Genomic DNA, 25,269 nt, shown 5'->3' on the forward strand with positions numbered 1-25,269 from the left:
GCAGGGGGATATTTCGATGAGCGAGGGACACTCGACCTACACGCCCAAAACCGGTATCGAACGCTGGTTCGACGCCCGCATGCCGCTGCCGCGGCTGGTCTATGACAGCTTCGTCGCCTATCCGGTGCCGCGCAACCTCAACTACATGTGGACCTTCGGCGGCATCCTGTCGATCATGCTGGTGGCGCAGATCCTGACCGGCATCGTGCTGGCCATGCACTACACGGCCGACACCAATCTCGCCTTCGGCTCGGTCGAGAAGATCATGCGCGACGTCAACTCCGGCTGGCTGTTGCGCTACATGCATGCCAACGGTGCCTCGTTCTTCTTCATCGCCGTCTACATGCACATCTTCCGCGGCCTCTATTACGGCTCCTACAAGGCGCCGCGCGAGTTGCTCTGGATCCTCGGCTGCATCATCTACCTGTTGATGATGGCGACCGGCTTCATGGGCTACGTGCTGCCTTGGGGACAGATGAGCTTCTGGGGTGCCACCGTCATCACCGGCTTCTTCAGCGCCATTCCGCTGGTCGGCGAATGGATCCAGCAGTTGCTGCTCGGCGGCTTCGCCGTCGACAACCCGACGCTGAACCGCTTCTTCGCGCTGCACTACCTGCTGCCGTTCATGATCGCCGGCGTCGTCGTGCTGCACGTCTGGGCGCTGCATGTCGTCGGCCAGTCGAACCCGACCGGCATCGAGGTCAAGTCGAAGACCGACACCGTCGCCTTCACCCCTTACGCGACCATCAAGGACGCGTTCGGCATGATCGTGTTCCTGTTCATCTTCGCCTATTTCATCTTCTTCCTGCCGAACTATCTCGGCCATCCCGACAATTACATCGTCGCCAACCCGCTGAAGACGCCCGCCCACATCGTGCCGGAATGGTACTTCCTGCCGTTCTACGCGATCCTGCGCGCCATCACCTTCAACATCGGGCCGATCAACTCCAAGCTCGGCGGCGTGCTGTGCATGTTCGGCGCCATCGTCATGCTGTTCCTGGTGCCGTGGCTCGACACCTCCAAGGTGCGCTCGGCGGTCTACCGGCCCTGGTACAAGCTGTTCTTCTGGCTGTTCGTGGCCGACGCCATCCTGCTTGGCTGGCTGGGCTCGCAGCCGGCGGAAGGCAGCTATGTGTTCATGGCGCAGATGGCGACGTTGTTCTATTTCGCCTTCTTCCTGATCGCGCTGCCGGTGCTTGGCCTGATCGAGACGCCGCGCAGGCTGCCGAACTCGATTACCGAGGCGGTGCTCGAAAAGAACAAGGGTGGCAGCGGGCATCCGGCGGGCGCCACGGCCGCGCCAGAGACCAAGGGCTGAGCGGTAGAGAATCTAAGGGGATTTGGCATGAAAAAGATTCTCACCTCGCTGGCGCTGATCGGCCTTGTGGCCGCCGGCACTGCGGCCTTCGCGGCCGAAGAGGCGCACAACGCGGCAGCGCCGACGCATTTCCCGATCAATGAGCCGAAGGAGATGAGCTGGAGCTTCACAGGTCCGATCGGGACCTATGACAAGGGCCAGCTGCAGCGCGGCCTGAAGGTCTACAAGGAAGTCTGCTCGGCCTGCCATTCGATGAATTTAGTGGCGTTCCGCACCCTGTCGGACCTCGGCTATTCGGATGCCCAGATCAAGTCGCTGGCGGCGACCTACACGATCCATGACGGCCCCAACGATGCCGGCGACATGTTCGACCGTCCCGGCAAGCCGTCGGACTATTTCCCGGCGCCGTTCCCGAACACGGAAGCGGCCGCGGCCGCCAATGGCGGCGCGGCGCCGCCCGACATGTCGCTGCTGGCCAAGGCACGCGGCGTCGAGCGCGGCTTTCCGCAGTTCGTCTTCGACATTTTCACCCAGTATGACGCGGGCGGCCCCGACTACATCCACTCGCTGCTGACCGGCTACGACCAGACGCCGCCTGCCGGCATGGTCATCCCGGAAGGCACGCATTACAACCCGTACTTCATGTCCGGCGTGTCGCTGAAAATGCCCAAGCCGCTCTCCGACGGCCAGGTGACCTATGATGACGGCGCACCGCAGACGGTCGACCAATATTCCCGCGACGTCGCAACCTTCCTGATGTGGGCGGCCGAGCCGCACATGGAAGCCCGCAAGCATACCGGCATCAACGTGCTGTTTTTCCTGCTGGTGTTCGGTGCGCTGGTCTACCTCGTCAAGCGCAAGGTGTGGGAAGACGTGGCGCACTAAATCGCGCCAAAGCCGCACAAGACTACAAAAGGGCGCCTTGAGGCGCCCTTTCGCGTTTCGCAGGCGGTGATGTCACATGGCCGTCATCGCCGGTAGCGATCCTGCGTCATTCCCACGAAAGGATCGCACCCATGAAGAAATACGCATCGCTGACGGCTGGTCTGCTGCTGCTGATCATCGGCTCGGCCGCCCAGGCCGAAGACGCAAAACCCTTCGTCACCAACAAGGATGTCGACCTGACGATGATCCTGCCGCCACCGCCGGCAAACGATTCGGCGCAGACCAAGGCCGAACTCGGCGAGGTGCTGGCGCTGCAAGTGACGCGCACGCCCGAGATGGTGGCCAGCGCCGTTGCCGACTCCGAGGAGAATGTCTGGCGCTTCGCCAATGTGATGGGGCCGAATTTCAACAAGGAGAAGCTGCCGAAATTCAGCGCCTTCTTCGACCGCGTCGTCGAGACCGAAGGCGCTGTCGTCGATCCGGCCAAGGATGTCTGGAAGCGCCCGCGTCCGCACCAGCTCAGTGATCTCGTCAAGCCGGCGGTCAAGCTGTCGAGCTCAGGTTCCTGGCCATCCGGCCACGCCACGGTCGGCACCATGATGGGCATCATCCTGGCCGACATGGTTCCGGAGAAGCGCGCCGAGATCATGGCGCGCGCGGCCGAATACGCCCACAACCGTGAGGTTGGCGGTATCCACTATGCGTCCGACGTCGAGATGGGCAAGATTTCCGGCAGCGTCATCGCCGCGGTCCTGCTCAACCGGGACGACTTCAAGGCTGAATACGAAGTGGCCAAGGCCGAGCTGCGGGGCGACCTCGGCATGTAAGTCCTAAAGCGCGTCGCGTCGAAGCGGATTCATGCGACGCGCTTTGGGTGCTCTCTGCGTGCGCCAGCCGGGACGTCAGTTTGTCTTAGTTCTAGCGCAGAGGGCTCCAGGGGACTGAAGCCGGCAATAGCTCACTGCGTCGACACTTGCACCGATATTGGAAAGGCAAAGTACAGATTGCAGGCAAGAAGCTCGATACCTCGTTTTCCCAGGCGAGCGAGAGGGTCAGGCGCTTCAACGGCAACAGTTGCGCTGCCTTTGGCCTTCGTCTGCAGTGTGACGAGAGTATCATAGACTACGCGACGCTCGCGGACGGATGCCTGCTTCGGATTTTCAGGGTAATAAACCGGGATCGTCAAAATCAGGTAGTCCATCCGACAGCGCGGCGCCGAAATCGCGATTGCCTTCCTGCGCAGAGCGATCTCGAACACGCCGGACCGTTCGTTGAATCCAGTGATCCATTGTCGATGCGTATGCAATTGTCCAAGCGCCTCGCCGACCACGAAATCTGCCGGGCGTAGCACGACCGTCCAACTGGCCCGCTCGGCAGCGGAGCCGGCTGCCAGAGCCCAGCTCAGGAGCGAGGCTGCCATGATGACGATCGGTATTTTCCGCAGAAGATGGGTCATGTAGCGACCATGGTTCGACCGGAAGGGGCGCTTCAGTCGCCCCTTTTTACCCCTATGCGAGAGTTCGGCAAGCCGTCCTTTGGCATAGCGCGGCGATCAAACAGATGCGGATCGAGATCGGACGGGCTATGAAGCTGAGAGGCTGCAATTCGATCGGACAAGTGCCACGCGGGAATCTGCGCTTCCGCTAATCGGTAAAGCAGGACCCAGCCGTGGCGGACAGCATCGGCGCGGAAGATCGCTGCAGCGGCCAGTCCAATCCTTTGCCGGATGCGCTTGTCTCGGGCGTCACATCGCGCTAGCCGTTGTCGGTCGCGCCGGGCTACGATTGGCCCTGGCATCGTTTCACATCTGTCCGCCGAAACTGGATCATCCGGAGCCGCCTTCATGAAACCTTCGCTCGAAGACACGCTGCTGGCCGCGATCCGCACCATTCCGGACTATCCGAAACCCGGCATCCTGTTTCGCGACATCACAACGCTGCTCGGTAATGCGCGCGCCTTCCGCCGTGCCATCGACGAACTGGTGCATCCCTATGCCGGGCAGAAGGTCGACAAGATCGCCGGCATCGAGGCGCGCGGCTTCATCCTGGGTGGCGCCGTCGCCCATCAGCTCTCGGCCGGCTTCGTGCCGATCCGCAAGAAGGGTAAGCTGCCCTTCGAGACGGTGCGCGTCGCCTACAGCCTGGAATACGGGCTGGACGAGATGGAGATGCACAAGGACGGCATTGCCCCTGGTGAGAAGGTAATCCTGGTCGACGATCTGATCGCCACCGGCGGCACGGCGGAAGCGGCGGTCAAGCTGCTGCGCCAGATCGGCGCCGATATTCTGGCGGCCTGTTTTGTCATCGACCTGCCGGATCTCGGTGGGCGCGCCAAGCTTGAGGCGCTGGGTGTGCCGGTCAGGACGCTGATTGGGTTTGAGGGGCATTGAGGCCGCAAATACTGCACGGGAGGCAAGTACGGCGTCGAGCTTGATATCTACGGCCTGCCGGGTCCCCGCTGCTTCGCAGCGTCCCGGCGTTCGTTGGCCTTTCATCGTGCCACTGGCACGATGAATTCGCTTACGCGAACCGGCTACTCACCCACCTTCACCAGCACGGCGCTCTCGAACTCCAGCACCTTGTCGCCGGTCGCGGCGAAAGCCTCGCAGCGCAGCGCCAGCAGCCGCCAGCCGGGGCGCGATGAGATCGGGCGGTGGGAGACCGCCGTGCGCGTGAAGGTGACGGTTTCGCCGGCGTAGACGGGCTTCAGCCATTTCAGGTTCTTGAAGCCGGGGGAGGGGCCGAATTCGGGCATCGGGCCAGGGCCGTTCCAGTTGGCGCCCTCGGCGTCCATGCGGGCTTCGAGGTTGAGTTTCATCCAGGTGGCGGCGGTGTGCCAGCCGGAGGCGCAGAGCCCGCCGAGCACGCTCTTCCTGGCGGCCTCTTCGTCGATATGGAATATCTGAGGGTCGTATTTGCGGGCAAAGGCCTTGATCGCCTCGGGCTCGAATGTGTGCGAGCCGAGCGTCACCGTGGTGCCGATGCGGAAGAATTCATCCAGGGTCATGCGGCATTCCCCGCCGCATCGCGCGTCAGGAACATGACGGAATTCTCAAGCTCGAAGACGCTTTCGCCACGTTGGTTGACCAGCTCGCTGCGCATGGTGACGAAGCCGAGTTGCGGCTTCGATTTCGACAGACGCTTGGCCAGGACAACCAGGTTGCCTCTGATTGTGTCGCCGGCCAGAACCGGTTTCTTCCACTTGACCTGGTCGACGCCTGGCGCGCCCTGGCAGGTGGAGTCCAAAAGGAAGGCATCGCACAGCATGCGCATGAACATGGCGCAGGTGTGCCAGCCCGAAGCCGACAGGCCGCCCAGGATGCTGGCCTTGCCGGCTTCCTCGTCGAGATGCATCGGCTGGGCGTCGAATTCGCTGGCGAACTCGACGATCTCGGCCGCGCTCACCTGTTTGGTGCCGAGGTCGAACGAGGCGCCCTCGACGAAATCCTCATAGGCCCATGTCTTTGCGGTCATGGTCTGGAACCCGGTTGCAGAATGCGCGATCCGCATGGATCGGCGAACCCGGATGCAGGCAGCGCGCGATTTGGTCAAGTCCTTTCTGGTGAGCCAGCCTGAGACCGCCGGCATCAGCGGCAGCGGTCAGAGCCAGCCGCGGCGACGGAAATACCAGAAGGGGAGGATCGCCGACAGGATCATCAGGCCGATGGCGAAGGGATAGCCGAGCTGCCATTTCAGCTCGGGAATGACGTCGAAATTCATGCCGTAGATCGAGGCGACCAGTGTCGGCGGGAGGAAAATCACCGCGGCGACCGAGAAGATCTTGATGATGGCGTTCTGCTCGATCGAGATCATGCCGAGCGTGGCGTCGAGCAGGAAGGAGATCTTCTGCGACAGAAAGGTGGCGTGGTCGGCAAGCGACAGCACGTCGCGCGACAAGGTCTTGATGCGGGCACGGACATCCTTGCTCATTTTGGTCTGGGTGGCGACATGGGCGAGGAAGCCGGCAAGGCGCTGCAACGAGATCAGGCTGTCGCGGACGGACGAGGCGATGTCCTCCTTGCGGCCGATGGCTTTCAGCAACTCCTGGAAGTCGCGGTTGCGTTTCGACACCTTGGTCGAGCGTGCCTCGAAAATATCGCGCGAAATCGCCTCGATGTCGCGGCCGGCGCGCTCGAGGATGTCGGCCAAACGGTCGACGATCGCTTCCAGTAGGCCGATCAGGATAGTATCGCCGCTGGTGCAGCCGGTCGCCACCTTCTCGGCGCGCAGCGGGAAGGTCTTGAAGGCCTTCGGTTCATGATAGCGGATGGTGATCAGCCTCTTGCCGGCAAGCGCGAAGGTCACCGGCGACATCAGGGGATCATCGACCTCGGTCTGGGCCGGCAAAGTGGCGGTCATGAAGTAGGCGCCGTCCTCGATGTAGAGACGGCTGGAAATCTCGATCTCTTCCATCTCCTCGCGGGTCGGGATGGCGACGCCGAGCCAGCCTTCGATGGTGGCTTCTTCCTCCTTGGTCGGACTGATCAGGTCGGCCCAGACGACCCTGTCGCCATCGGCCAGCAGGTCGTCGACGACGCGCAGGCGGTCATTGTCCACGACAAATGCCTTGATCATCGCCAGATCTCCCCTGCCAGATAAGGTTTGTTCAGATTGACGCTGGTGTCGGATTGCGCAGCGCTTCGTCGCGTGCGCCGAGCGTGTGCCTGCCGCTTAGACCTGTGGCATGACAAAATCAAGACAAGCCCGGATCGGGCGGGCCGGCGTCGGCCGCTCAGAAAAACTCGTCGAGGAGCCGGTACCAGGAAAGCTTCGCCGGCTCTGCTTGCGGTGGCCCGTAGCGTTCGAGAAAAGGCTCTATCCAGGTCTCGCCGATGTTGTAGCGGATGCTCCAGCAGGCGAGCGCCAGATCCTGGTGGCGATCGGCGACGCCCAGCCGGCCGCAATCGATGAGACCGCTGAAGCGGCGCTCTGCCACCATGACATTCGGCAGGCAGGCATCGCCATGGGTGACGACAAGATCCTCGGTTGTTGGCCTCAGCGCCTCAAGCTCGGCGAAGGCTTTTGCGGCGGTCCAGCCCTGCCTCTCGTCGTCGAAATCGCTTTCGTCGACTTCGCCGGCCTCCATGCGGACCCGCGCCGCTGCGATCCGCCGGTCAAGGCGATGGTCGAAGGGACAAGAGCCGATATCGAGTGCATGCAGTTCGCGAAGCGCACTGGCCATGATGTCGATGACATCAGCCGGATCGATCGGCGCCGAAGCCAAGTCCTTGCCGGCAACGGCCGACATCAGCAGCCAGTCGTGACCGGCATGGCTTTCCCAAGCGATTACATCAGGGCAAGCGATGCCTTGTCCGGAAAGCCAGCGCAGCCGCGCGGCTTCGCCGGCGAGTTCGGCAAAGGGACCGTTGCGCTCGCATTTCAGGAACAGGGCCGGCTTGCCGTCGGCCACCAGCCGGAACACGCCGGCCTGTGATTTGCCGATGGTTTGCCGGTGCCAGCGATAGGCGGAGAGCAGCCGGCGCAGTTCATGCGGCAGATCGATTCCAGGGAGTGGCTGGATATCGTCGGCCGCTCGCTGCATCAGGTGTTGAACTTGAACAACAGGACGTCGCCGTCCTGGACGACATATTCCTTGCCTTCGTCGCGCGCCTTGCCGGCTTCCTTGGCCGCCACTTCGCCGCCCAGCGTGATGTAGTCGTTATAGGCGATGGTCTGGGCGCGGATGAAGCCGCGTTCGAAATCGGTGTGGATGACGCCGGCGGCCTGCGGGGCCTTGTCGCCCTTGTGGATGGTCCAGGCGCGCGTTTCCTTCGGCCCGGCGGTGAAATAGGTGATGAGATGCAAGAGATCGTAGCCGGCGCGGATGACCTTGTTCAGGCCAGGCTCATCGAGCCCGAGCGAGGACAGGAATTCCATCTCTTCCTCGTCCGAGAGCTGGGCGACTTCGGCCTCGATCGCAGCCGAGATCACCACGGTGCCGGCGCCCTGCGCGGTGGCCATCTTTTCCACGGCCTGGGTGTGCTCGTTGCCGGTGGCGGCGTCGGCCTCGGCGACGTTGCAGACATAGAGCACCGGGTGCGAGGTCAAAAGGTTCAGCCCCTGCAGGATGCGCAGATCCTCGGCCGAGATGCCCTTGAGCAGGATGCGGGTCGGCTTGCCGGCCTGCAGCAATTCGAGCGCGGCTTCCATCATCGGCAGGACGGTGGTGGCTTCCTTGTCCTTGGTCGAGGCCCGCTTGCGGATCTGGACGATGCGGCGCTCCAGGCTGTCGAGGTCGGCGAGCATCAGCTCTGTTTCGACCGTCTCGGCGTCGGCGACGGGGTCGATGCGGCCCTCGACATGGGTGATGTCGTCATCCTCGAAGCAGCGCAGCACATGCACGATGGCGTCGACCTCGCGGATGTTGGCGAGGAACTGGTTGCCCAGCCCTTCACCCTTGGAGGCGCCGCGCACCAGGCCGGCAATGTCGACGAAGGAGATGCGGGTCGGGATGATCTCCTTCGACTTGGCGATCGAGGCGATCTTCTGCAGGCGCGGATCGGGCACCGCCACCTCGCCGGTGTTCGGTTCGATGGTGCAGAACGGATAGTTGGCGGCCTGCGCCGCCGCCGTCCTGGTCAACGCGTTGAAGAGCGTCGACTTGCCGACGTTGGGCAAGCCAACGATGCCGCATTTGAAACCCATGGTGTCGGTCCTATCGGGAAAAGCGAAAGTTGATGAGGGCTATGGGCGATAGGGGTGATCAACGTCAAGCCCTGTAAGGCCGCATGCGTGCGCGCTCAGTCCTTGTTGCCGAACAGTTTCTTCAGCATGGCGGCCATCGGCCCGGATTCCGGCAGTTTGGCGGGCGCCTGCTGCGGGCGTGCCTGGCGGATGTGGCTCTGCTGTTTTGGAACCTGCTTTTGTGCCGGTTTTTCCGGCTCGGGCGCCGCCTTGGCCTGGACGGCAAGGGCGGCCTTGTTCATGAAGCCGGATTCGTCGCCCTTGACGATCATCGCGGCGTTGTCGGCGATCGCGTCGAGCAAGGGATCGAGCCATTCGCGGTCGGCCTTGGCGAAGTCGCCGAGCACATGATGCTGGACCATTTCCTTGACGCCGGGATGGCCGACGCCGATGCGCACGCGGCGATAGGCGTTGCCGACATGGCCGTCGATCGAGCGGATGCCGTTATGACCGCCAGCGCCGCCGCCGGTCTTGATGCGCAATTTGCCTTCGGCAAGATCGATCTCGTCATAGAAGACGGTGAGCGCGGAAAGGTCGAGCTTGTAGAAGCGCAGCGCTTCGCCGACCGACTGACCGGACAGGTTCATGAAGGTCTGCGGCTTGATCAGGACGATCTTCTCGCCGCCGAGCGTGCCTTCTGAAATCAGGCCCTGGAATTTCTTCGACCAGGGCGAAAAGGAATGGCGGCGGGCGATGGCGTCCGCCGCCATGAAACCGACATTGTGCCGGTTGCCAGCGTATTTCGCGCCCGGATTGCCGAGTCCTGCAAACAGCAGCATCGTCAGCTCCGGGCGGAAAAGAGTTACTTCTCTTCGGCGGCAGGAGCCGCTTCAGGTGCAGCCGCTTCGACCGTCTCTTCCGTCTCCGGCTTCATTGCCGAGGAGCCGGCAATGGTCGCGATGGTGAAGTCGCGATCGGAGATGACCGGCTTGACGCCGGCCGGCAGCTTGACCGCCGAGATGTGGATCGAGTCGCCGATGTTGGTGCCGGTGAGATCGACGGTGATGAATTCCGGGATCGCATTGGCCGGGCAGTGGAACTCGACTTCGTGACGCACGATGTTGAGTACGCCGCCGCGCTTGATGCCGGGCGACTTGTCCTCATTGATGAAGTGGACAGGCACGTCGACGTTGACTTCGGTGTCCTTGCCGATGCGCAGGAAGTCGACATGGACAGGGAAATCCTTGACCGGGTCGAGCTGGAAGTCCTTCGGCAGGACCTGGATCTTCTTGCCGTCGACATCGATCGTGGCGATCGTGGTCAGGAACCCGCCGCCATGGATCTTGTAGTAGATGTCCTTGTAGGTGAGAGCGATTGCCAGGGGAGGCTGCTTGTCACCATAGATTACTGCAGGCACTTTACCGTTGCGGCGAACTGCACGGGCGGACCCCTTACCGACCTGTTCGCGTGCTTCGGCCTTGAGCTCGTAAGTGTCGTGGCTCATGGCATTTCCTTTCGGTTTGTTCTGGAGCGTTCGCGGTGGGCAGTGCGCCTGGACCGTAAACGTCGAAAGCCGCCGGGTGAGGCGGCCTTCCGCCGCGTTGCCTCCAAGGGTGTCTACGCGGGTGGCGGCTCTATAGCGGAAGGTGGCCACAGGTGCAAGCGGTTGGGCTGGCCATGCCTGCGGGGGCAACGAACGATGGCAGCCATCATTGCCACGACATAAGTTTGGACAACCAGCGGCGGAGCTTTTGGGTCAAAGTGCGTTTGGGCCGCGCTCGGTAGCTGATCTGCACGCGCCAGTCCGGAATATCAGTCCCGGATTCCGGGCTCGCCGCCTTCCGCGCCAGCCATGTCACGTCGACAGGCGCGCATCCATTGGCCAGCAACCGGTTGGTGAGCATCTGCTCATTGAGAATAGCCCGGGCCTTGCTTTCGAAAAACGGCAGCGTTTCAGGCGTAAGATCGAACCTTGAATGCCAGACCGGCCCCTTGCCGTCTCCGTTGCCGGTGAGCCAACGCAGCAAAAACTGCTGATACCCCTTTGAGATCGGAGCGTCATCACGGAAGGGCTGCCGGGGGTTGCCGCTGAAAATCGGCGCGTTCCAGCCGACGCTGACCAAAGATCCCAGGCCGCTGAGTTGCTGCGGCTGCATCAGGATGAACGAGCTGCGGAGCCAGACTTGCGAAGGGATTCCGAAAATCGAGATGGCCTCGCCGTGAAAATCGATGCGGCCCAGCGCCCCTTGCAAGTCAAGGAACGACCGCAACAAGCCGCCATCCATCAATTTGAGATGGTCAGATGCGGATGCCGCGAAAGCCGAAGTGGCCAAGTGAACGAGATCATAGTGATGAAGTTTGGCGCCGGTATGATTGATACCGCGGTCCCACGCGGAGAACTCCCAATCGTCGTTCGACGCGCCGATCAGTTCGACCCCGCAGTCGAGATCGGAGCCGTGACCGACTGGCAGCGCATTGTCGATCACGAGCATGCGATGCGCAACGTCCGGCATCTGCTCGGCGAACATAGCGCGCAAGTCCTGCCAGGCGGTCGGATACTTCTCGGTTCCGTGACGCGCCATCAGGGTCAAAACACGAAGCGGCTGCAAGTGCATGGCGGATCCAGGCGCGCCGGTTTCCGGCGTCAACGCCTTCTTCCCGTCAAGCGCGAGCGGATCTTTTTCAAGGTCTTTTTGAGACGGGATGGCTGCTTCGGTCGAAGCTTCGATCCGGCGGCTTGCGCCGATGTTCGACGGCGGTCGGATCTCAACGGGTCATGAAATGCTGCCATCTCCTTGCGGACGGCGGCGAATATTGCCGCTTCCTCAGGCCCGCCGGGAGTCTCCCAGAGCTTCGCCCGTTCGGCAATATCGTAGGTTGCCTCCAATTCCGAGCAGACGGCGGCGAATGCCGCGTCGCCATCAAGGCCATCCTGTGCTTCCCACAGTTTTACCCGGTCCACTATATCGTAGACCGCCCGCAGCAGCGCGGTGGCGACAACGTAGTCCGACCGCGACCTGGACTGAGCCAGCCAGTACGCTATGCGCTTCTGCCCGAAAGTCTCCAGGGGGGTGCTGGCGTCGAAGAACGAGACCCTGTCTCGCTCGCTCGTATAACGATTGGTTTTTTCAATCCATTGATGCGCATCCCGATGCGACAAATTGTGGATGCACACGCCTCCATCATGCGGGACATCGCAGACCTCGCCCGTTATTCGTCCGACCTCTTCATGCAGCGTCGAAACGAATTCCGCAGCGCCACGGCGAAAGGCGCGCACATTGTAGGACGGCCAGTAATAGGCGCCATCGTCGTGGCGTCCCATAATGTATTCGCGCTTGGGGAAGCGAAACACGCCAGCCGGGTGGGAGCCGACATTTTCCCTTATCCAGCGAATGGCTTCGACGCTGAGGCATTCGTCATGATCCAGATAGAGTATGAAGTCGTGCGAACAGGCGTCGTAGGCGACGAACCGCGTCTCGGTGGGCAAGGGCGACCACGGCACGGAGATGACTTTGTCGGCAAAGCCGGCCGCAACAGCAGCGCTACCGTCGGTGGATGATTTGTCGACGACAATGAGCTCATCGACAAATCGCAAGGAACGCAAGCAAGTCTTGAGAATTTCTCCGCTATTGTAGGTTATGACGAAGCCGCTTATCTTGGGGCTGTTGACACCCATACATCTCACCTTTGCCGAAGCATTGCCCGCACTGTACGCTATAGCAGAATAGAGAGCCTATGGGTCAACTCCCCGCGGCTCACCATGCTCAATTTCCTTTTGTGCCAGCCTGCACATTAGAGGGCGAACCAAGGAAGCATTTCGATCCCATTTGATGGCAAGCCCGTGCAACGAGCGCCGCGATTGGCTGGCCCGCACTCGCTAAGCCAATCGACGTTGCCATGACGCAAGCTCAATCCGCTTTGGCGCTGCATGCTCCCCGCGAAAAGGCGGTGCGATTGATTGATGTTGACCTTGGCGCCGCGCGAGCGCCCTTCAAGCCGCGCCCGGGGCTGTTCACCACGGTCGCTGTGCCCGGTCGGTCGGCTTGGGGTCGCGGCATTCGTACGCGCCGGCCCCGGGGCGGCTGAATGCCATGCCGCCCCAGACCCGACCAACCTCGCTAACTGAGCTGCCCCGCGGCTTGCGAGATGAGCTGGGTGATCTCACGAGGGTGAGAGATCAGCGACAAATGGCTTGCCTTCACCTCGATGGTCTTGGCGTTCATGCGTTTGGCCATGAAGCGCTCGAGATCCGGGTTGATGGTGCGATCCTCGGTCGAGACGGCATACCAGCTTGGCTTCGAGCGCCAGGCCGCCTGGGTTGTCTTTCCGGAGAAAAGCTTGTCCGAGATCGGTCCCTGGACGGCATAGAGGATACGCGCCTTCTCGCGCGGAATGCCACCGGCGAAATCCCGCAGGAAAGCCTCCTCGCTGAGCTTGCCATAGCCTGCGGACCAGACAAGGCCCGCCGAGGCGGGCGGCGCCGCAAACGTCTTGGCGAGCGCCGTATAGTCTTCACCGGCATCGGGCGCGCGCGCCGCGACATAGACGAGCGAGGACACCTTTGGATCCATTCCTGCCTCGCTGACGATCATGCCGGCAAAGGAGTGCCCGACAAGGATCGTCGGTCCATCCTGGAGAGCGATCGCACGGCGTGTTGCCTCGACGCCTGCCTCCAGCGTGGTCAGCGGGTGCTGGACGACGGTTGCGTTGAGACCGGCCTGCTGCAGCAGGCCAACCACCTCCGACCAGCACGAGCCATCCGCATAGGCGCCATGGACCAGGACGGCGTTGCGGACCCCGGGGCGGACCTCAGGGCGGACCTCGGGACGAACCTTGGGGCCTGTCTGGGCCTGCGCCTTGGCGGAGCCGGCCAGTATGCTCGTCGCCACCCCGGCGACGAGCGCGGTGGAAAAAGTACGCCTATTCAACATGATCGTGGATTCCTTGAGAGGTTGGCGGATCGCGCCCGGATTTCCGTTGGACACGCCGCAAATGCTTTGCCCGGCGCCTATGCCCAGTCTTCGCGGCTCACTGAGCCTGCGTTACAGCCGTCACCGCTTTGTGATGGGATCTCTCGGAGCAACATGGTCATGAGCGCCGGCGTTCGAGCGTTCGCGCATGGTCGCGGGCGATCACGGTCGACGGAGGGGCCGTGGTCGTCGTGCCTGAATCGCCTCGAGGCGGCCCCTAGAGACCTAGAGAGGCCTTGAAACCAAAAAGCTCGTCGTCGGTGATGGCGACCACGTGCTGCGGCTCGGGGTAGGCGCCTGTCTTCACGTCGGAGATGAACTCGCGATAGGCGGCGATGCGCTCGCGCTGCAGCCGCTCAAATTCGGCGGCGAAGTTGCGGTAGGTCTTGGCGTGGCGCGGCTTGTGGCCAGTGGTGTGGCCGAGCACGTCCTCGCTGAACAGATACTGGGCGTCGGCATGCGGTCCGGCGCCCATGCCGAGCATGATCATCGGCGTACTCCTGGTGATCAGTTCAGCGACCCGGTCGGGCACCACTTCCAGCTCGGCGCCGAAGCAGCCGATGGCCTCCAGGCGCTTGACGTGGTCCCACACCGCACGCGCGCTCTCGGCCGTCCTGCCGACGGCCTTGAAGCCGCCGGTCCAGGTGCATTGCGAGGGGATCAGTCCAACATGGGCGACGACCGGCACGGCGTTGTCGCAGAGCGTCTTCTGGATATCGAGCGAGGCGGCGCAGTAGAAGCAGTCGCCGCCGATGCGCATGAAGTAATAGGCGGTTTTCAGATAGTCCTCCGCCGTGACCAGATTGCCGGCGGGGCCGTAGGGAAGCCCGACCTGCACGAAGCAGCGGCCGGCCGCCTCGCGCATCTCGGGCGAGAAGAAGCGGCCCTCGATCGACAGCATGTCGACACCGGCAGCATCCGCCGCCGCCGCTTCTTCGAGCGAGGTGACGTAGAGCATGGAGATCTTCTGGCCGCGGCTCTTCATGGCGCGGATGTCGGCGACGGTTGGGCGAGTGCTCTTGGCGACCATTTTCGTTCCTCAGACGGTGAAAGCTTCGCGGAAGGCCAGCAACGCCGCCTCGGGATCGCCGGAGGCGAACGCCTCCATGCCCACCGGCCCGCGATAGCCCATGTCCTTCAGCGCACGGGCGATGCCGCGGTAATTGATCTCGCCGCTGCCGGGCTCCATGCGTCCGGGCACGTCGGCCACCTGGACCTCGCCGATCCACGGCAGGCAGGCGCGGCACAGTTCGATCAAATTCCCTTCGCCGATCTGCGCATGGTAGAGATCGAGATTGAGGCGCAGGCCCGGCCGGTTGACGCTCGAGACCAGCGCTAGCGTGTCCTCCGCGCGCCCGAACGGCACGCCGGGATGGTCGACCGGCAGGTTCAGATTCTCCAGCGTGAAGGTCACGCCCTCGGCCTCGGCAAGGTCGGCAATGCGGTTCAGCGTCTCGCGCGCCTTGAGCCACATGGCGCCGGTGACGATCTCGCACGGCGTGACAGGCAGGCCGCCATCGCCCAGCCCGGTGCCGTGCAGATTGAGCCGGGCGACGCCGAGGCGCTTGCCGACCGCCGCCGTCTCCTTCGCCGTCTTCAGCAATTCGGCGGCACCTTCGTCGTCGGCCAGCCGGCCGCGCAAATAACCGTTCATGATCGAGAAGGTGGCGCCGGATTTCTCGAGCATTGAAAGGTCGTGTTCGGGCCAGTTCCACAGGCCGACCTGAAAACCCATTTCGGTGAGGCGCTTGACGCGCCATTCCATCGGGCGGTCGCGCCAGAGCATTTCGACGCAAGCCGCAAGCGTAAAGGTATCGGACATGTCAGACCTCGATGTACACGCGGCCGTCCTCGACCTTCGTGGTGTAGGTTTTCAGGTTCACGCAGACCGGTGCGCGCAGCGCTTCGCCGGTCCGGTAATCAAACACGCCGTTGTGCTTCGGGCATTCGATCCTGTGTTCCATAACCAACCCGTCACTCAGATGCACCTTCTCATGCGTGCACAGCCCGTCGGTGCAGAAGAAGGCATCGTCAGGGCTGCGGTAGATGGCGAATGTCCGGCCCTCGTGGTCGAAGCGGATGACGTCCTCTTCGTCGATGTCATCGGTCGCGCACGCGTTGATCCATTTCGCCATTGTCACTCTGCCGTCTGTTCTTTGGTTGGTCGAAAAAGGCGGCCGGCGGACCACGCATTCCGCCGGCCGTGCAGGAAGATGCCCGGGAGGAGGAGATGGGCGTCTTCACTGGTCACGCATGGCTCGCGCCCCGTGGCGCATGCCCGTTGTCGGCCGCCGAGAAGCTCTCGATCTCGGCTTCGAGCTCGGCCATCTGCTCGCCGCCCGCCATCAGGTCGGTGATCGCCTCGCGGCTTTTCTCGCCCTTGCGGAAGTCGGCGGCCTTGGCGCCTCTGATGAGGACGGCGAAGTGGTCGCCGACGGTCAGCGCATGGACGACATTGTGGGTGATGAAGATCACCGCGATGCCCTTGCGGCGCGCCTGCAGCACAATGCGCAGCACATGCGCCGCCTCCTTGACGCCAAGTGCGGCGGTCGGCTCGTCGAGGATCAGCACGCTGGCACCGAAATGCACGGCGCGCGCGATCGCCAGCGCCTGGCGTTCGCCGCCGGACAGTCCGCCGACGAGGCGGTCGCCGTCGTCGATGCGGGTGATGCCGAGCTGGCGCATCTCGGTGACGGCGATCTCGTTGGCCCGCTTGCGGTCGTAGATGGTCAGCGGCCCCCAGCGCCGGGTCGGCTCCGCGCCGACGAAGAAGGAGCGGCCGATGCTCATCAGCGGGAATGTGCCGCCGAACTGGTGCACGGTGGCGATGCCATGGTCGCTGGCGTCTCGGGGGCTGTCGAAGGCGACGGATCTGCCGTCCATTTCCATCGTGCCCGATGTCGGCTTGTGGACGCCGGAGAGGATCTTGATCAGCGTCGACTTGCCGGCGCCATTGTCGCCGAGCAGGCACAGCACCTCGCCTCTGTTGACCTCGAGCGAGATGTCGTGAAGCACATCGATCGGACCGAACGACTTGTTGAGTCCAGTCAGCCTGAGCAGGGGCGGTGTCATCAGCGAGCCCTCGATTTGGCACGTGGTGCATAGGTGAGCGCCATGGTGCGGAAGGTGTTGTTCATCAGCACGGCCGCCAGCAGCAGGACGCCGATGATCAGGCTTGCCCAGTTGGCGTCGAAGCCGGTGTAGAAAATGCCCTGGTTCACGATGGCGAAGGTCAGCGTGCCCAAAACGATGCCGACCACCGATCCGTAACCGCCTGTCAGCAGCACGCCGCCGATGACCACGGCGATGATGGAGTTGAAGATGAAGGACTGCCCGGCGGCCACCTGGGCGCTGTTGTAGAGGATCGCCTGCGACATGCCGACGAAGGCGGCGCACAGGCCGCTGCTCATGAACAGCGCGATGGTGACCCTGTCGGTCGGGATGCCGGCGTTGCGGGCGCTCACCGCGTCACCGCCCATGGCCAGGATCCAGTTGCCGAAGCGCGAGAAATTCAGGATGAAGCCGACGACCAGGATGGCGGCGATCCACCAGAACAGCGTCACCTCGAACTTGCCGCCGAGATAGTCGCCGAACAAAAGCTTGGCGGTGGGGCCGCTCTTCAGCGCGACGCTGGTGCTGCCGGACAGGATGACCGAGAGGCCGAGCGTCAGGCCGGCGAGCGCAAACAGCGTGGCGAGCGTGACGACGAAGGACGGCACCTTGGTGCGGATCACCAGCACGCCGTTGATGAAGCCGACGGCGAGCCCAAGGCCAAGTGCTGCGAGGATGCCGACGATGATCGGCAGGCCGTAGTGGCCCGACAGGATGGCGATGGTCATCGAACTGGCGGGGACCATCGAGCCGACGGAGAGATCGAGATGCCCGGCGATCATCAGCAGGCCGATGGGAAGCGCGATGATGCCGAGTTCCGAGGCGACGTTGAGCCAGCTCGCGGCACCCCCGGCCGACATGAAATTGGCGCCGCCGAAGATCGAGAAGAACACCAGAACGGCGATCATGCCGATCAGCGAGCCGACTTCCGGCCGGCGCACGAGGCTGCCGATCGAGGGCATCGAAGAGTGCGGAGAGGGCGGCGCGGTCGCCGCAGCGACGGGCTCGTGATGGGCTTGGGATGTCATCGAAATGTCCCTGGCTTGAACAATGGGAGCCTGGCACGGCCAATCATCGGCGGCGCGTGGCAGATGATGTCCGGCCCACGGATGGGCCGGACATTCTGTCTGCAGAAGCTAGCGAGCGCCGGCCGCGGCACCAGCCATCGTCGCGTCGACATTGGCAGCGTCGACGATCCCCGGTCCGGTCAGCACCGGCTTGGTCGGCAGGTCGAGCCCATAATTGACGAAGCCGTTCAGCAGCGACACCGCAAGAAAGCCCTGCAGATAGGGCTGCTGGTCGACCGCGAACATCTGGGTGCCGGCCTTGATTCTCTGCAGGCCGGTCTCGTCCATGTCGAAGGAAGCGAGCTTGACCTTGTCGCCGGCATTTGCCTGGTTGATGGCGTTGGCGGCGCTGTTGGCGTCGCCGGCGCTGATGGTGATGACACCATCGATCGTGTTGTCCTTCAGCACGGCGGCCTTGATCGCCTCGGCGACGGCGGTCGGGTTGCCGAAGCTGGACGACGGCAGCGGCAACTGGCTCGATTTGCCGCCACTCTTGGCGATGGCGTCGGCAATGCCTTGCAGCGGTCTTCTGTGTTGGTGGCACCCGGCAAGGTGTTGACGCACAGCACGTTCTTGGCGCCATGGCTGCCGTAATAGGCGCCGCCGCCGAGGCCAGCGGCGTATTCTTCATTGCCGACATAGTTCATGGCGCCGAGCCGCTTGGCCGCGTCCATGCCGCCGGAATTGTAGATGATGAGCGGCACGCCGGCGGCAACGACCTCCTTGAAGGCGTCGTCCATGGCCTCCGGCACCCAGTCGGGGCCGACAATGGCGCTCGGCTTCTGGCTGAGCGCGGTGCGGATCAGCTTGGCCGCGTCGGGGCCGAGATTGTCGTAGTTCTGCGGGCCGAGCCAGGTCACCGAGCCGCCGGTCAGTTCAGCGACCTTGCCGGCATCGTCGGCGCCCTTCTTGACCTTCGACCAGAACGGGTCGTCGGCCTTGCCGCCGATGACGAAGATCTTCGCCCCATCGGCCATTGCCGAGGTGGCCGATGTCGCCGCCACGCCCGCAAGCATGATCGCCGTCAGCAGTTTCGTGATCGTTTTCATTTCATTTCCTCCCGGTTGCCGTCGTCAGACGGGTTTTAGAAAAATTGCATTCATCCGCAGGCGCGCACCTCTCCCGATTGCGCGTTGCGTCGGTTGATCAATGGTTCGCCGCGGCTTTGGCGTTCATGCGTTCCTTCTTTTTCTGGAAGCGGGCGTCCATCATGGCTTCGCCCTCTCTTGTGCCGTCGTGCCAGGTGCCGAACCAGCGATCGAGCGGGATCAGCCGGTCGCCGCCATAGTTCACCTCGAAATATTTGTGGTGCAGGTAATGCGTGTAGGCGTGGCTGTTGACGGCCGTGTCCTCGGTCACTTCCAGCTTGTCGAAGCCGAGATGGCCATTGACGGCGCCGAAGCCGGCGACATGCAGCTGGAACAGCGCGACGATCGGATTGGACGGGATGACCAGGTGCCAGAAGGCGACTGCGTGGTAGAGGAACCCTTCCACCGGATGCATCGACAGCGACGACCAGGGCGAGGGGTTGATCGAATTGTGGTGGACCGAATGGATCCAGCGATAGAGCGGGCCCCAGTGGATCAGGCGGTGGATGAAGAAGAAATGCACCTCGTGGATGGCCGGCGCGACCAGCACCAGAGCGGCGAGGTAGACCGGATGATCCGACCAGCCGACCCACGGCACGTAACCATTGGCAAAGCACCAGAGGAAGACGACTTCGACCACGGTCCACAGCGGGATGGTGATGAAGAACGAGCGCAGGAAATTGTCGAGGTTCTGGCTCTGGAACCAGAACACGTCGGAGGGCGCATCGCCGGGGAATTTGTGGTTGTATTTGAACCGCGTCGCCTGGGTGCGCTTGATGTAATAGCGCAGCTCGAAGATGCCGTAGAAGACGAGGATCGCGGCGGCATTGACGGCATAGAGCCACAGCGCCCAGCCCCAGCTGATGGTCTTCATCGTCTCGACGTCAGGCACGATATAGAACCAGTAGAGCAGCGCGGTTGCCATGTGGCAGGCATTCCACGGCCAGATATAGCCGGGCAGCCACGCCAGGATCTTCGGCGGCCTGGGCGGCCAGTTCCACAACGGCGCGCCTTCGATGCGTCCGTTCGGCTTCCAGTCGCCGCGCTTGTCGCGCACGCCGTATTTGAGATCGTCCATGCAGTTCCTCCACCCGCAACGCCTTGGGATGGGCCGCACGCGCACGCTGCCTCACACCGCCTGTGAGCGGTGGGCGACAACCTGTCTGCGCTGTGCTGCTGCTATCCCTGGACTGGCGGTGCGTCCGCCTTGCTTGCTTTTCCAGAGATAAACATCTTGATCCAAAATGAATCAAGAATAGAATGTTTGTTCCAAATGGATTGTGTCATTCATATCAATCTGGCGCGATGAATGATATTTTCGTATCAATTGCACCAGGCGGATGAGACGAAATGGATCAGAACAAGCGGCCGACGATCAGGGATGTCGCCGCCGAGGCGAATGTTTCGGTGGCCACCGTCAACCGGGTGCTGAGCGGCGCTTGCGCCGTCCGCCAGGGCACGCGCGAGCGCGTCAGGCTGGCCGCCGAGCAGATCGGCTTCTACGGCATGGGCGCGCTGCGCAGCCGCATAGCGGCGGCCCGGCCGCACTACCGCTTCGGCTTCCTGCTGCACCAGCCGGGCCGCGCCTTCTACCGCAACATCGCCGAGGCGCTGCGCGCGGTGGCGCCGGCCATGCCCGACTGCGAGATAGAGCTGTGCATCGAGTTTCTCGACGATCTGTCGCCGCAGAATGTCGGAGCGCGCCTGCTGGCGCTCGGCGCCGAATGCGACGCCGTCGGTGTCGTCGCCGCCGTCCATCCGCTGGTCACCCAGGCGGTCGACGCGCTGCAGGCCCGCAACGTGCCGGTGTTTGCGCTGATCTCGCAGATCTCGGCGACGGGCCAGGTTCATTATATCGGGCTGGATGGCTGGAAGGTCGGGCGCACCGCAGCCTGGGTGTTCGAGCATGTCTGCAAGGCGCCTGGCAAGCTCGGCATCCTCGTCGGCAATCACCGCTATCGCTGCCAGGAAATGAACGAAAGCGGCTTCCGCTCCTATTTCCGCGAGCATGCGCCTGATTTCACGCTGCTCGAGCCGCTGCTGACCTTCGAATCCAGCGCCATCGCGCAGGAGATGACCGAAAAGCTGCTGAACGAGAATCCGGATCTGTCCGGGCTTTATGTCGCCGGTGGCGGCATCACCGGCACCATTGCCGCCCTGCGCTCCACCGGCCGTGCCGGCAGCGTCGTCGTCGTCGGCTACGAACTGATGGAGTCGACCCGTTCCGCGCTGCTCGACGGCACGCTGACCTTCATCATCTCGCACCCGCTCGCCCGCATCGCGCAGGAAGCGCTGGGCGGCATGGTGCGCGCTGTTGCCGGCCCCAATGAGGGCGGCACCTTCACCACCATTCTGCCGTTCGAAATTTATACGCGGGAGAATATCTGACTGGTGGTTGCGCGCCTTCGCAGCATTGGCGCCCGGGAGCGCCTGGCATCGGCTACCCCTGACCGCTGCTCAGCGCATCGCGCAGCGCCTGGATCTGGCGGTTCAGCGCATCAAGCTCAGCCAGCGTCATGCCCGAGCGCTCGATCAAGGTCTCGTTGAGGCAGTTGCACTGGACCAGCAGCGCACGTCCGACCGATGTCAGGTCGACCTGCACCTGGCGCTCGTCGGTCTGGCTGCGCTGGCGTGTGACCAGACCGGCCTGTTCCATCCGCTTCACCAGCGGCGTGATGGTGCTCGATTCCAAAGCGAGCCGGTGCGCGATCGCGCCGACCGACATGCCGTCGGCCTCGGCAAGCGCGTTGAGCACAAGATATTGCGGATAGGTGATCCTCATCTCGTCCAGCATCGGCTTGTAGGTGCGGTTGATCGCCATCGAGGTGGCGTAGAGCGTGAAGCAGAGCTGATTGTCCAACGGAAGAGGCACGACGCATTCCTTGTTTGCCGACTAGAGAATTCGATACCACGAAAAATGATATCGCGATACATATTTCTTGTAGACAAGGGTTTGGAGCTGCGCTAACGATATTCGTATCGCGATATTGTTTATCGCGAAAGCAATCAGAGGAGATTGAGATGGCTACGCAGACAAAGTCCGGTTCCGGCAGCGGCACGATCACCACCAAGGACGGTACGCAGATTTTCTACAAGGACTGGGGAACCGGTCAGCCCATCGTCTTCCATCATGGCTGGCCGTTGAGCAGCGACGACTGGGACGCCCAGATGCTGTTCTTCCTGGCACAAGGCTACCGCGTCATTGCCCATGACCGGCGCGGCCATGGCCGCTCGACCCAGACGGATATCGGCAACGAGATGGACACCTATGCCGCCGATGTGGCCGAACTTGCCGCGCATCTCGACCTCAAGAACGCCATCCATGTCGGCCATTCGACCGGCGGCGGCGAGGTGGCGCGTTATGTCGCGAAGTACGGCTCAGGCGGCCGCGTCGCCAAGGCGGTGCTGATCGGGGCTGTGCCGCCGATCATGCTCAAGACAGCTGCCAATCCCGGCGGCCTGCCGATCGAGGTCTTCGACGGCTTCCGCGCCGCCCAGGCAGCCAACCGCGCCCAGTTCTTCCGCGACGTTCCGGCCGGTCCGTTCTACGGCTTCAACCGCCCAGGGGCTGAAGTCTCGCAGGGCGTCATCGACAATTGGTGGCGCCAGGGCATGATGGGCGGCACCAAGGCGCATTATGACTGCATCAAGGCCTTCTCGGAAACCGACTTCACCGAGGATTTGAAGGCGATCGACGTGCCGGTGTTGGTCATGCACGGTGACGACGACCAGATCGTCCCGATCGCCGACGCGGCGCTGCTGTCGATCAAGCTGCTCAAGAAGGGCGAGCTCAAGGTCTACAAGGGCTTTCCGCACGGCATGGCGACTACCCATGCCGATGTCATCAACGCCGACCTGCTGGCCTTCTTCAAGGCGTAAGGCTTTCCGCTGGATAGACAAAGCACCCGCCATCTGGCGGGTGTCTTTGTATCCGGGTGTCAGGCGATGCTCAGGCCGCCGTCGATCAGCATTTCCGCGCCGACCATGAACGGGCATTCGTCCGAGGCCAGAAACACCACCGCGTTGGCAATTTCTTCGGCGGTTCCGAAACGGCCGGCAGGCACCAGGCCGACCACCGCTTTCGCGCGCGCCTTTGCCGCTTCCGGATCCAGTCCAAGCTTGTCGTTGAGCGGCGTGTCGATCGGGCCGGGGCTGATCACGTTGGCGCGGATGCCGCGCCCTATCAGTTCGCCCGAGAGCGTTCGCGCCAGCGAAATCATGCCGGCCTTGGCCAGTGCATAGACGTGCGTTCCGGCCATTCCCATATGCGCGTTGACCGAGCCGCTGAGGATGATCGAAGACGGGTTCGAAAACAGCGGAACGAGCGCCTTGACCAGGAAGTACGGTCCCTTGAGGTCGATATCGATGCTCCTGTCGAACGCCGCCTCGGTCGAGTCGCCAAGCGGGCGCAAATCGGCGATACCGGCGTTGAGGAAGAGAGCGTCGAGCTTGCCGAAGGTTTCCCCGATCTGCCGGGCGATGTCGTTCTGGGCTGGGGCATCTCCGGCATCGGCGGCGATGATGAGCACATCGCCGCCCAAGATGTTGCGCGCTTCCTCGAGGCGGCCCGTATTGGTGCCGGTGATGGCGACGCGCGCGCCTTCCTCGATGAAACGGCGCGCCGTCACCAGGCCGATGCCGCTGGTGCCGCCCGTAATCAGTGCGACCTTGCCTTCAAGTCTGGACATATCAGCTTGCCTCTTCTGACTTGGAGCGAAGGCGTTCGCTGATCCAAGCCCTGCCGTCAGGGATAAGGATTCCTAACAGGCTTTTCACCTGGCGTAAGGTGATAGAATCACGAGGGGCGTGGCCGTTGCCACGCCCCTCGTGTCAAATCGGAAGATCAGCTGATTTTAGCTGATTGCTGGCTGAGCCTTGCGGGCTTCCTTCATGTTCGGCAGGAACACCGTGAGCAATCCCAGGAACGGCAAATACGAGCAGATCTGGAAGACGAAATCGATGCCCTTCATGTCGGCGACGACGCCGAGCACGGCGGCCGCGATGCCGCCCATGCCGAAGGCGAAGCCGAAGAAGATGCCGGCGATCATGCCGACACGCCCCGGCACCAGTTCCTGCGCGAAGACGACGATGTTGGAGAAGGCCGAGGACAGGATCAGCCCGATCAGCACGGTGAGCACCATCGTCCATTCCAGATTGGCGTAGGGCAGCGCCAGCGTGAAGGGCAGCACGCCGACGATCGAGAACCAGATCATCGCCTTCTGTCCGTAGCGGTCGCCGAACGGGCCGCCGAGCAGGATGCCGAGCGCCGAGGCGCCGAGGAACAGGAACAGCATCACCTGGGACATCTGCACCGACACCCCGAACTTATGGATGGAGTAGAAGGTGTAGTAGCTGGCGAGGCTGGCGATGTAGGCGTTCTTGCTCAGCACCAGCAAGGTCAGCACGATCAATGCGTTCATCACCTTGCGGCGCGGAAAGGGCGACACGAAGCTTGCCGCCTTGCGGGTGCCTTGCGCGGCGCGCAGCCGGCTGTACCAGCCGCCAACCTGCCACAAAACGAAGATGCCGATCAGCGAGCCGACGGCGAACCAGGCGATGCTGGTCTGGCCGAAGGGCACGACGATGAAGGCGGCCAGCAGCGGCCCCATCGACTGGCCGAAATTGCCGCCGACCTGGAACAGCGACTGCGCCAGGCCAAACCGGCCACCCGAGGCAAAGCGCGCGATGCGCGATGATTCCGGGTGGAAGATCGCCGAGCCGATGCCGATCAGCGAGGCACCGAGCAGCAGCAGATAGTAATGTCCGGCATAGGCCAGCACGACCAGGCCGATCAGCGAAGAGGCCATGCCGTAGGGCAGGGAATAGGGCATCGGCCGCTTGTCGGTGACCATGCCGATCACCGGCTGCAGCAAGGACGCCGTCACCTGGAAGGTGAAGGTCAACAGGCCGATCTGCCAGAAATCGAGGCCGTAATTCTCTTTCAAAAGCGGATAAATGGCCGATAGCAGCGACTGCATGATGTCGTTGATGCAGTGGCAGAAGCTCACCGCCAGGATGACGGTGAAGGCCGTCGCCTGGGCGGAGGCGTGACTGGCGGGCGCAAGTGGCGCGACGCTGGCGGCTGTCGTATCGGTCAAGGGTGGCTCCGTGGTCTTTTTGGCGGGCACGCCCGCAGGCAATCTGGCGGCGCGGCCGCCTTAGGGACGGTTGCCTTATAGGCTGCTTGCAGCGCGACTTCTTTCGTGG

Annotated in this window: 26 protein-coding genes and 1 pseudogene; 6 read left to right on the forward strand and 21 right to left on the reverse strand. The window is 62.9% G+C overall.

Going from position 1 to position 25,269, the window contains the following annotated elements:
* Nucleotides 1-16: 16 nt before the first annotated feature.
* The 3 genes from AC56QX_RS13295 to AC56QX_RS13305 all read left to right on the forward strand — a co-directional run bounded on the left by AC56QX_RS13295 (nucleotide 17) and on the right by AC56QX_RS13305 (nucleotide 3,030).
* Nucleotides 17-1,318 (forward strand): cytochrome b, encoded by a 1,302-nt coding sequence (locus AC56QX_RS13295; protein ID WP_497116476.1) that lies wholly within the window; start codon nucleotides 17-19, stop codon nucleotides 1,316-1,318.
* Between the two features lie 27 nt (nucleotides 1,319-1,345).
* The gene (locus AC56QX_RS13300; RefSeq protein ID WP_497116478.1) at nucleotides 1,346-2,203 is read left to right on the forward strand and encodes a cytochrome c1; all 858 of its coding nucleotides are present in this window, start codon (nucleotides 1,346-1,348) and stop codon (nucleotides 2,201-2,203) included.
* A gap of 131 nt (nucleotides 2,204-2,334) precedes the next feature.
* Nucleotides 2,335-3,030, forward strand: coding sequence for an acid phosphatase (locus AC56QX_RS13305; RefSeq protein WP_497116480.1), 696 nt, complete (start codon nucleotides 2,335-2,337; stop codon nucleotides 3,028-3,030).
* 131 nt (nucleotides 3,031-3,161) lie between these two features.
* On the opposite strand, the gene AC56QX_RS13310 is transcribed toward AC56QX_RS13305, so the two are convergent.
* Entirely contained in the window at nucleotides 3,162-3,659 is a 498-nt protein-coding gene (locus AC56QX_RS13310) for a hypothetical protein (protein WP_497116482.1), read from the reverse strand.
* A gap of 387 nt (nucleotides 3,660-4,046) precedes the next feature.
* On the opposite strand from AC56QX_RS13310, the gene AC56QX_RS13315 reads away from it, so the two are divergent.
* A complete protein-coding gene (locus tag AC56QX_RS13315) occupies nucleotides 4,047-4,592 on the forward strand; it encodes an adenine phosphoribosyltransferase (RefSeq protein WP_477444126.1) in 546 nt (181 codons plus the stop codon).
* 143 nt (nucleotides 4,593-4,735) lie between these two features.
* Here the strand turns inward: AC56QX_RS13315 and AC56QX_RS13320 are convergent, their stop codons facing one another.
* The 17 genes and pseudogenes from AC56QX_RS13320 to AC56QX_RS13400 form a co-directional block, all read right to left on the reverse strand.
* Nucleotides 4,736-5,209, reverse strand: a complete 474-nt coding sequence (locus AC56QX_RS13320) for a MaoC family dehydratase (RefSeq protein WP_497116484.1) — start codon at nucleotides 5,207-5,209, stop codon at nucleotides 4,736-4,738.
* Nucleotides 5,206-5,676, reverse strand: coding sequence for a MaoC family dehydratase (locus AC56QX_RS13325; RefSeq protein ID WP_497116486.1), 471 nt, complete (start codon nucleotides 5,674-5,676; stop codon nucleotides 5,206-5,208). The genes AC56QX_RS13320 and AC56QX_RS13325 overlap by 4 nt, the downstream gene beginning before the upstream one ends.
* 126 nt (nucleotides 5,677-5,802) lie before the next feature.
* Complete coding sequence (gene corA, locus AC56QX_RS13330; RefSeq protein WP_497116488.1) at nucleotides 5,803-6,777, reverse strand: magnesium/cobalt transporter CorA; 975 nt, start codon at nucleotides 6,775-6,777, stop codon at nucleotides 5,803-5,805.
* Between the two features lie 157 nt (nucleotides 6,778-6,934).
* Nucleotides 6,935-7,744 carry an APH(3')-II family aminoglycoside O-phosphotransferase gene (locus AC56QX_RS13335; RefSeq protein ID WP_497116490.1) on the reverse strand — a complete coding sequence of 270 codons (810 nt, stop codon included), beginning with the start codon at nucleotides 7,742-7,744 and terminating at the stop codon, nucleotides 6,935-6,937.
* Nucleotides 7,744-8,847, reverse strand: coding sequence for a redox-regulated ATPase YchF (gene ychF, locus AC56QX_RS13340; RefSeq protein ID WP_497116492.1), 1,104 nt, complete (start codon nucleotides 8,845-8,847; stop codon nucleotides 7,744-7,746). Before ychF ends, AC56QX_RS13335 begins: the two co-directional genes overlap by 1 nt.
* A gap of 95 nt (nucleotides 8,848-8,942) precedes the next feature.
* A complete protein-coding gene (gene pth, locus AC56QX_RS13345) occupies nucleotides 8,943-9,665 on the reverse strand; it encodes an aminoacyl-tRNA hydrolase (RefSeq protein ID WP_497116494.1) in 723 nt (240 codons plus the stop codon).
* A gap of 23 nt (nucleotides 9,666-9,688) precedes the next feature.
* Complete coding sequence (locus AC56QX_RS13350) at nucleotides 9,689-10,330, reverse strand: 50S ribosomal protein L25/general stress protein Ctc (RefSeq protein ID WP_497116496.1); 642 nt, start codon at nucleotides 10,328-10,330, stop codon at nucleotides 9,689-9,691.
* A 205-nt stretch (nucleotides 10,331-10,535) separates the two neighbouring features.
* A complete protein-coding gene (locus tag AC56QX_RS13355; protein ID WP_497116498.1) occupies nucleotides 10,536-11,474 on the reverse strand; it encodes a hypothetical protein in 939 nt (312 codons plus the stop codon).
* Nucleotides 11,471-12,502, reverse strand: coding sequence for a glycosyltransferase (locus tag AC56QX_RS13360; protein WP_497116499.1), 1,032 nt, complete (start codon nucleotides 12,500-12,502; stop codon nucleotides 11,471-11,473). Before AC56QX_RS13360 ends, AC56QX_RS13355 begins: the two co-directional genes overlap by 4 nt.
* Nucleotides 12,503-12,944: 442 nt before the next feature.
* Nucleotides 12,945-13,757, reverse strand: coding sequence for an alpha/beta fold hydrolase (locus AC56QX_RS13365; RefSeq protein WP_497116501.1), 813 nt, complete (start codon nucleotides 13,755-13,757; stop codon nucleotides 12,945-12,947).
* A gap of 256 nt (nucleotides 13,758-14,013) precedes the next feature.
* Nucleotides 14,014-14,826 (reverse strand): 3-methyl-2-oxobutanoate hydroxymethyltransferase, encoded by an 813-nt coding sequence (locus tag AC56QX_RS13370; RefSeq protein ID WP_497116503.1) that lies wholly within the window; start codon nucleotides 14,824-14,826, stop codon nucleotides 14,014-14,016.
* A 9-nt stretch (nucleotides 14,827-14,835) separates the two neighbouring features.
* On the reverse strand, nucleotides 14,836-15,618 hold the full coding sequence (locus AC56QX_RS13375) for a TIM barrel protein (protein WP_497116504.1): 783 nt from the start codon (nucleotides 15,616-15,618) through the stop codon (nucleotides 14,836-14,838).
* Nucleotide 15,619: 1 nt separating this feature from the next.
* Nucleotides 15,620-15,931: a MocE family 2Fe-2S type ferredoxin gene (locus AC56QX_RS13380; RefSeq protein ID WP_477224085.1), complete on the reverse strand. Its 312-nt coding sequence runs from the start codon at nucleotides 15,929-15,931 to the stop codon at nucleotides 15,620-15,622.
* A 112-nt stretch (nucleotides 15,932-16,043) separates the two neighbouring features.
* Nucleotides 16,044-16,868 carry an ATP-binding cassette domain-containing protein gene (locus AC56QX_RS13385; RefSeq protein WP_497116506.1) on the reverse strand — a complete coding sequence of 275 codons (825 nt, stop codon included), beginning with the start codon at nucleotides 16,866-16,868 and terminating at the stop codon, nucleotides 16,044-16,046.
* Complete coding sequence (locus AC56QX_RS13390) at nucleotides 16,868-17,869, reverse strand: ABC transporter permease (protein ID WP_497117751.1); 1,002 nt, start codon at nucleotides 17,867-17,869, stop codon at nucleotides 16,868-16,870. The genes AC56QX_RS13385 and AC56QX_RS13390 overlap by 1 nt, the downstream gene beginning before the upstream one ends.
* Nucleotides 17,870-18,043: 174 nt before the next feature.
* Nucleotides 18,044-19,023: pseudogene (locus AC56QX_RS13395) on the reverse strand (sugar ABC transporter substrate-binding protein).
* Nucleotides 19,024-19,120: 97 nt separating this feature from the next.
* Nucleotides 19,121-20,140: a sterol desaturase family protein gene (locus AC56QX_RS13400; protein ID WP_497116508.1), complete on the reverse strand. Its 1,020-nt coding sequence runs from the start codon at nucleotides 20,138-20,140 to the stop codon at nucleotides 19,121-19,123.
* Between the two features lie 272 nt (nucleotides 20,141-20,412).
* Between AC56QX_RS13400 and AC56QX_RS13405 the strand changes: the two genes are divergently transcribed.
* Complete coding sequence (locus tag AC56QX_RS13405; protein ID WP_497116510.1) at nucleotides 20,413-21,450, forward strand: LacI family DNA-binding transcriptional regulator; 1,038 nt, start codon at nucleotides 20,413-20,415, stop codon at nucleotides 21,448-21,450.
* Between the two features lie 52 nt (nucleotides 21,451-21,502).
* Here the strand turns inward: AC56QX_RS13405 and AC56QX_RS13410 are convergent, their stop codons facing one another.
* Nucleotides 21,503-21,934 carry a MarR family winged helix-turn-helix transcriptional regulator gene (locus tag AC56QX_RS13410; protein ID WP_497116512.1) on the reverse strand — a complete coding sequence of 144 codons (432 nt, stop codon included), beginning with the start codon at nucleotides 21,932-21,934 and terminating at the stop codon, nucleotides 21,503-21,505.
* A gap of 149 nt (nucleotides 21,935-22,083) precedes the next feature.
* Between AC56QX_RS13410 and AC56QX_RS13415 the strand changes: the two genes are divergently transcribed.
* Nucleotides 22,084-22,941 (forward strand): alpha/beta fold hydrolase, encoded by an 858-nt coding sequence (locus AC56QX_RS13415; RefSeq protein WP_497116514.1) that lies wholly within the window; start codon nucleotides 22,084-22,086, stop codon nucleotides 22,939-22,941.
* Nucleotides 22,942-23,000: 59 nt separating this feature from the next.
* Here the strand turns inward: AC56QX_RS13415 and AC56QX_RS13420 are convergent, their stop codons facing one another.
* Both AC56QX_RS13420 and AC56QX_RS13425 read right to left on the reverse strand, forming a co-directional pair.
* Nucleotides 23,001-23,750 carry an SDR family oxidoreductase gene (locus AC56QX_RS13420; protein ID WP_497116516.1) on the reverse strand — a complete coding sequence of 250 codons (750 nt, stop codon included), beginning with the start codon at nucleotides 23,748-23,750 and terminating at the stop codon, nucleotides 23,001-23,003.
* 165 nt (nucleotides 23,751-23,915) lie between these two features.
* Nucleotides 23,916-25,160: an MFS transporter gene (locus AC56QX_RS13425; protein ID WP_497116518.1), complete on the reverse strand. Its 1,245-nt coding sequence runs from the start codon at nucleotides 25,158-25,160 to the stop codon at nucleotides 23,916-23,918.
* Between the last annotated feature and the right edge of the window lie 109 nt (nucleotides 25,161-25,269).

This window comes from Mesorhizobium sp. RCAM 06353 (assembly GCF_059683585.1).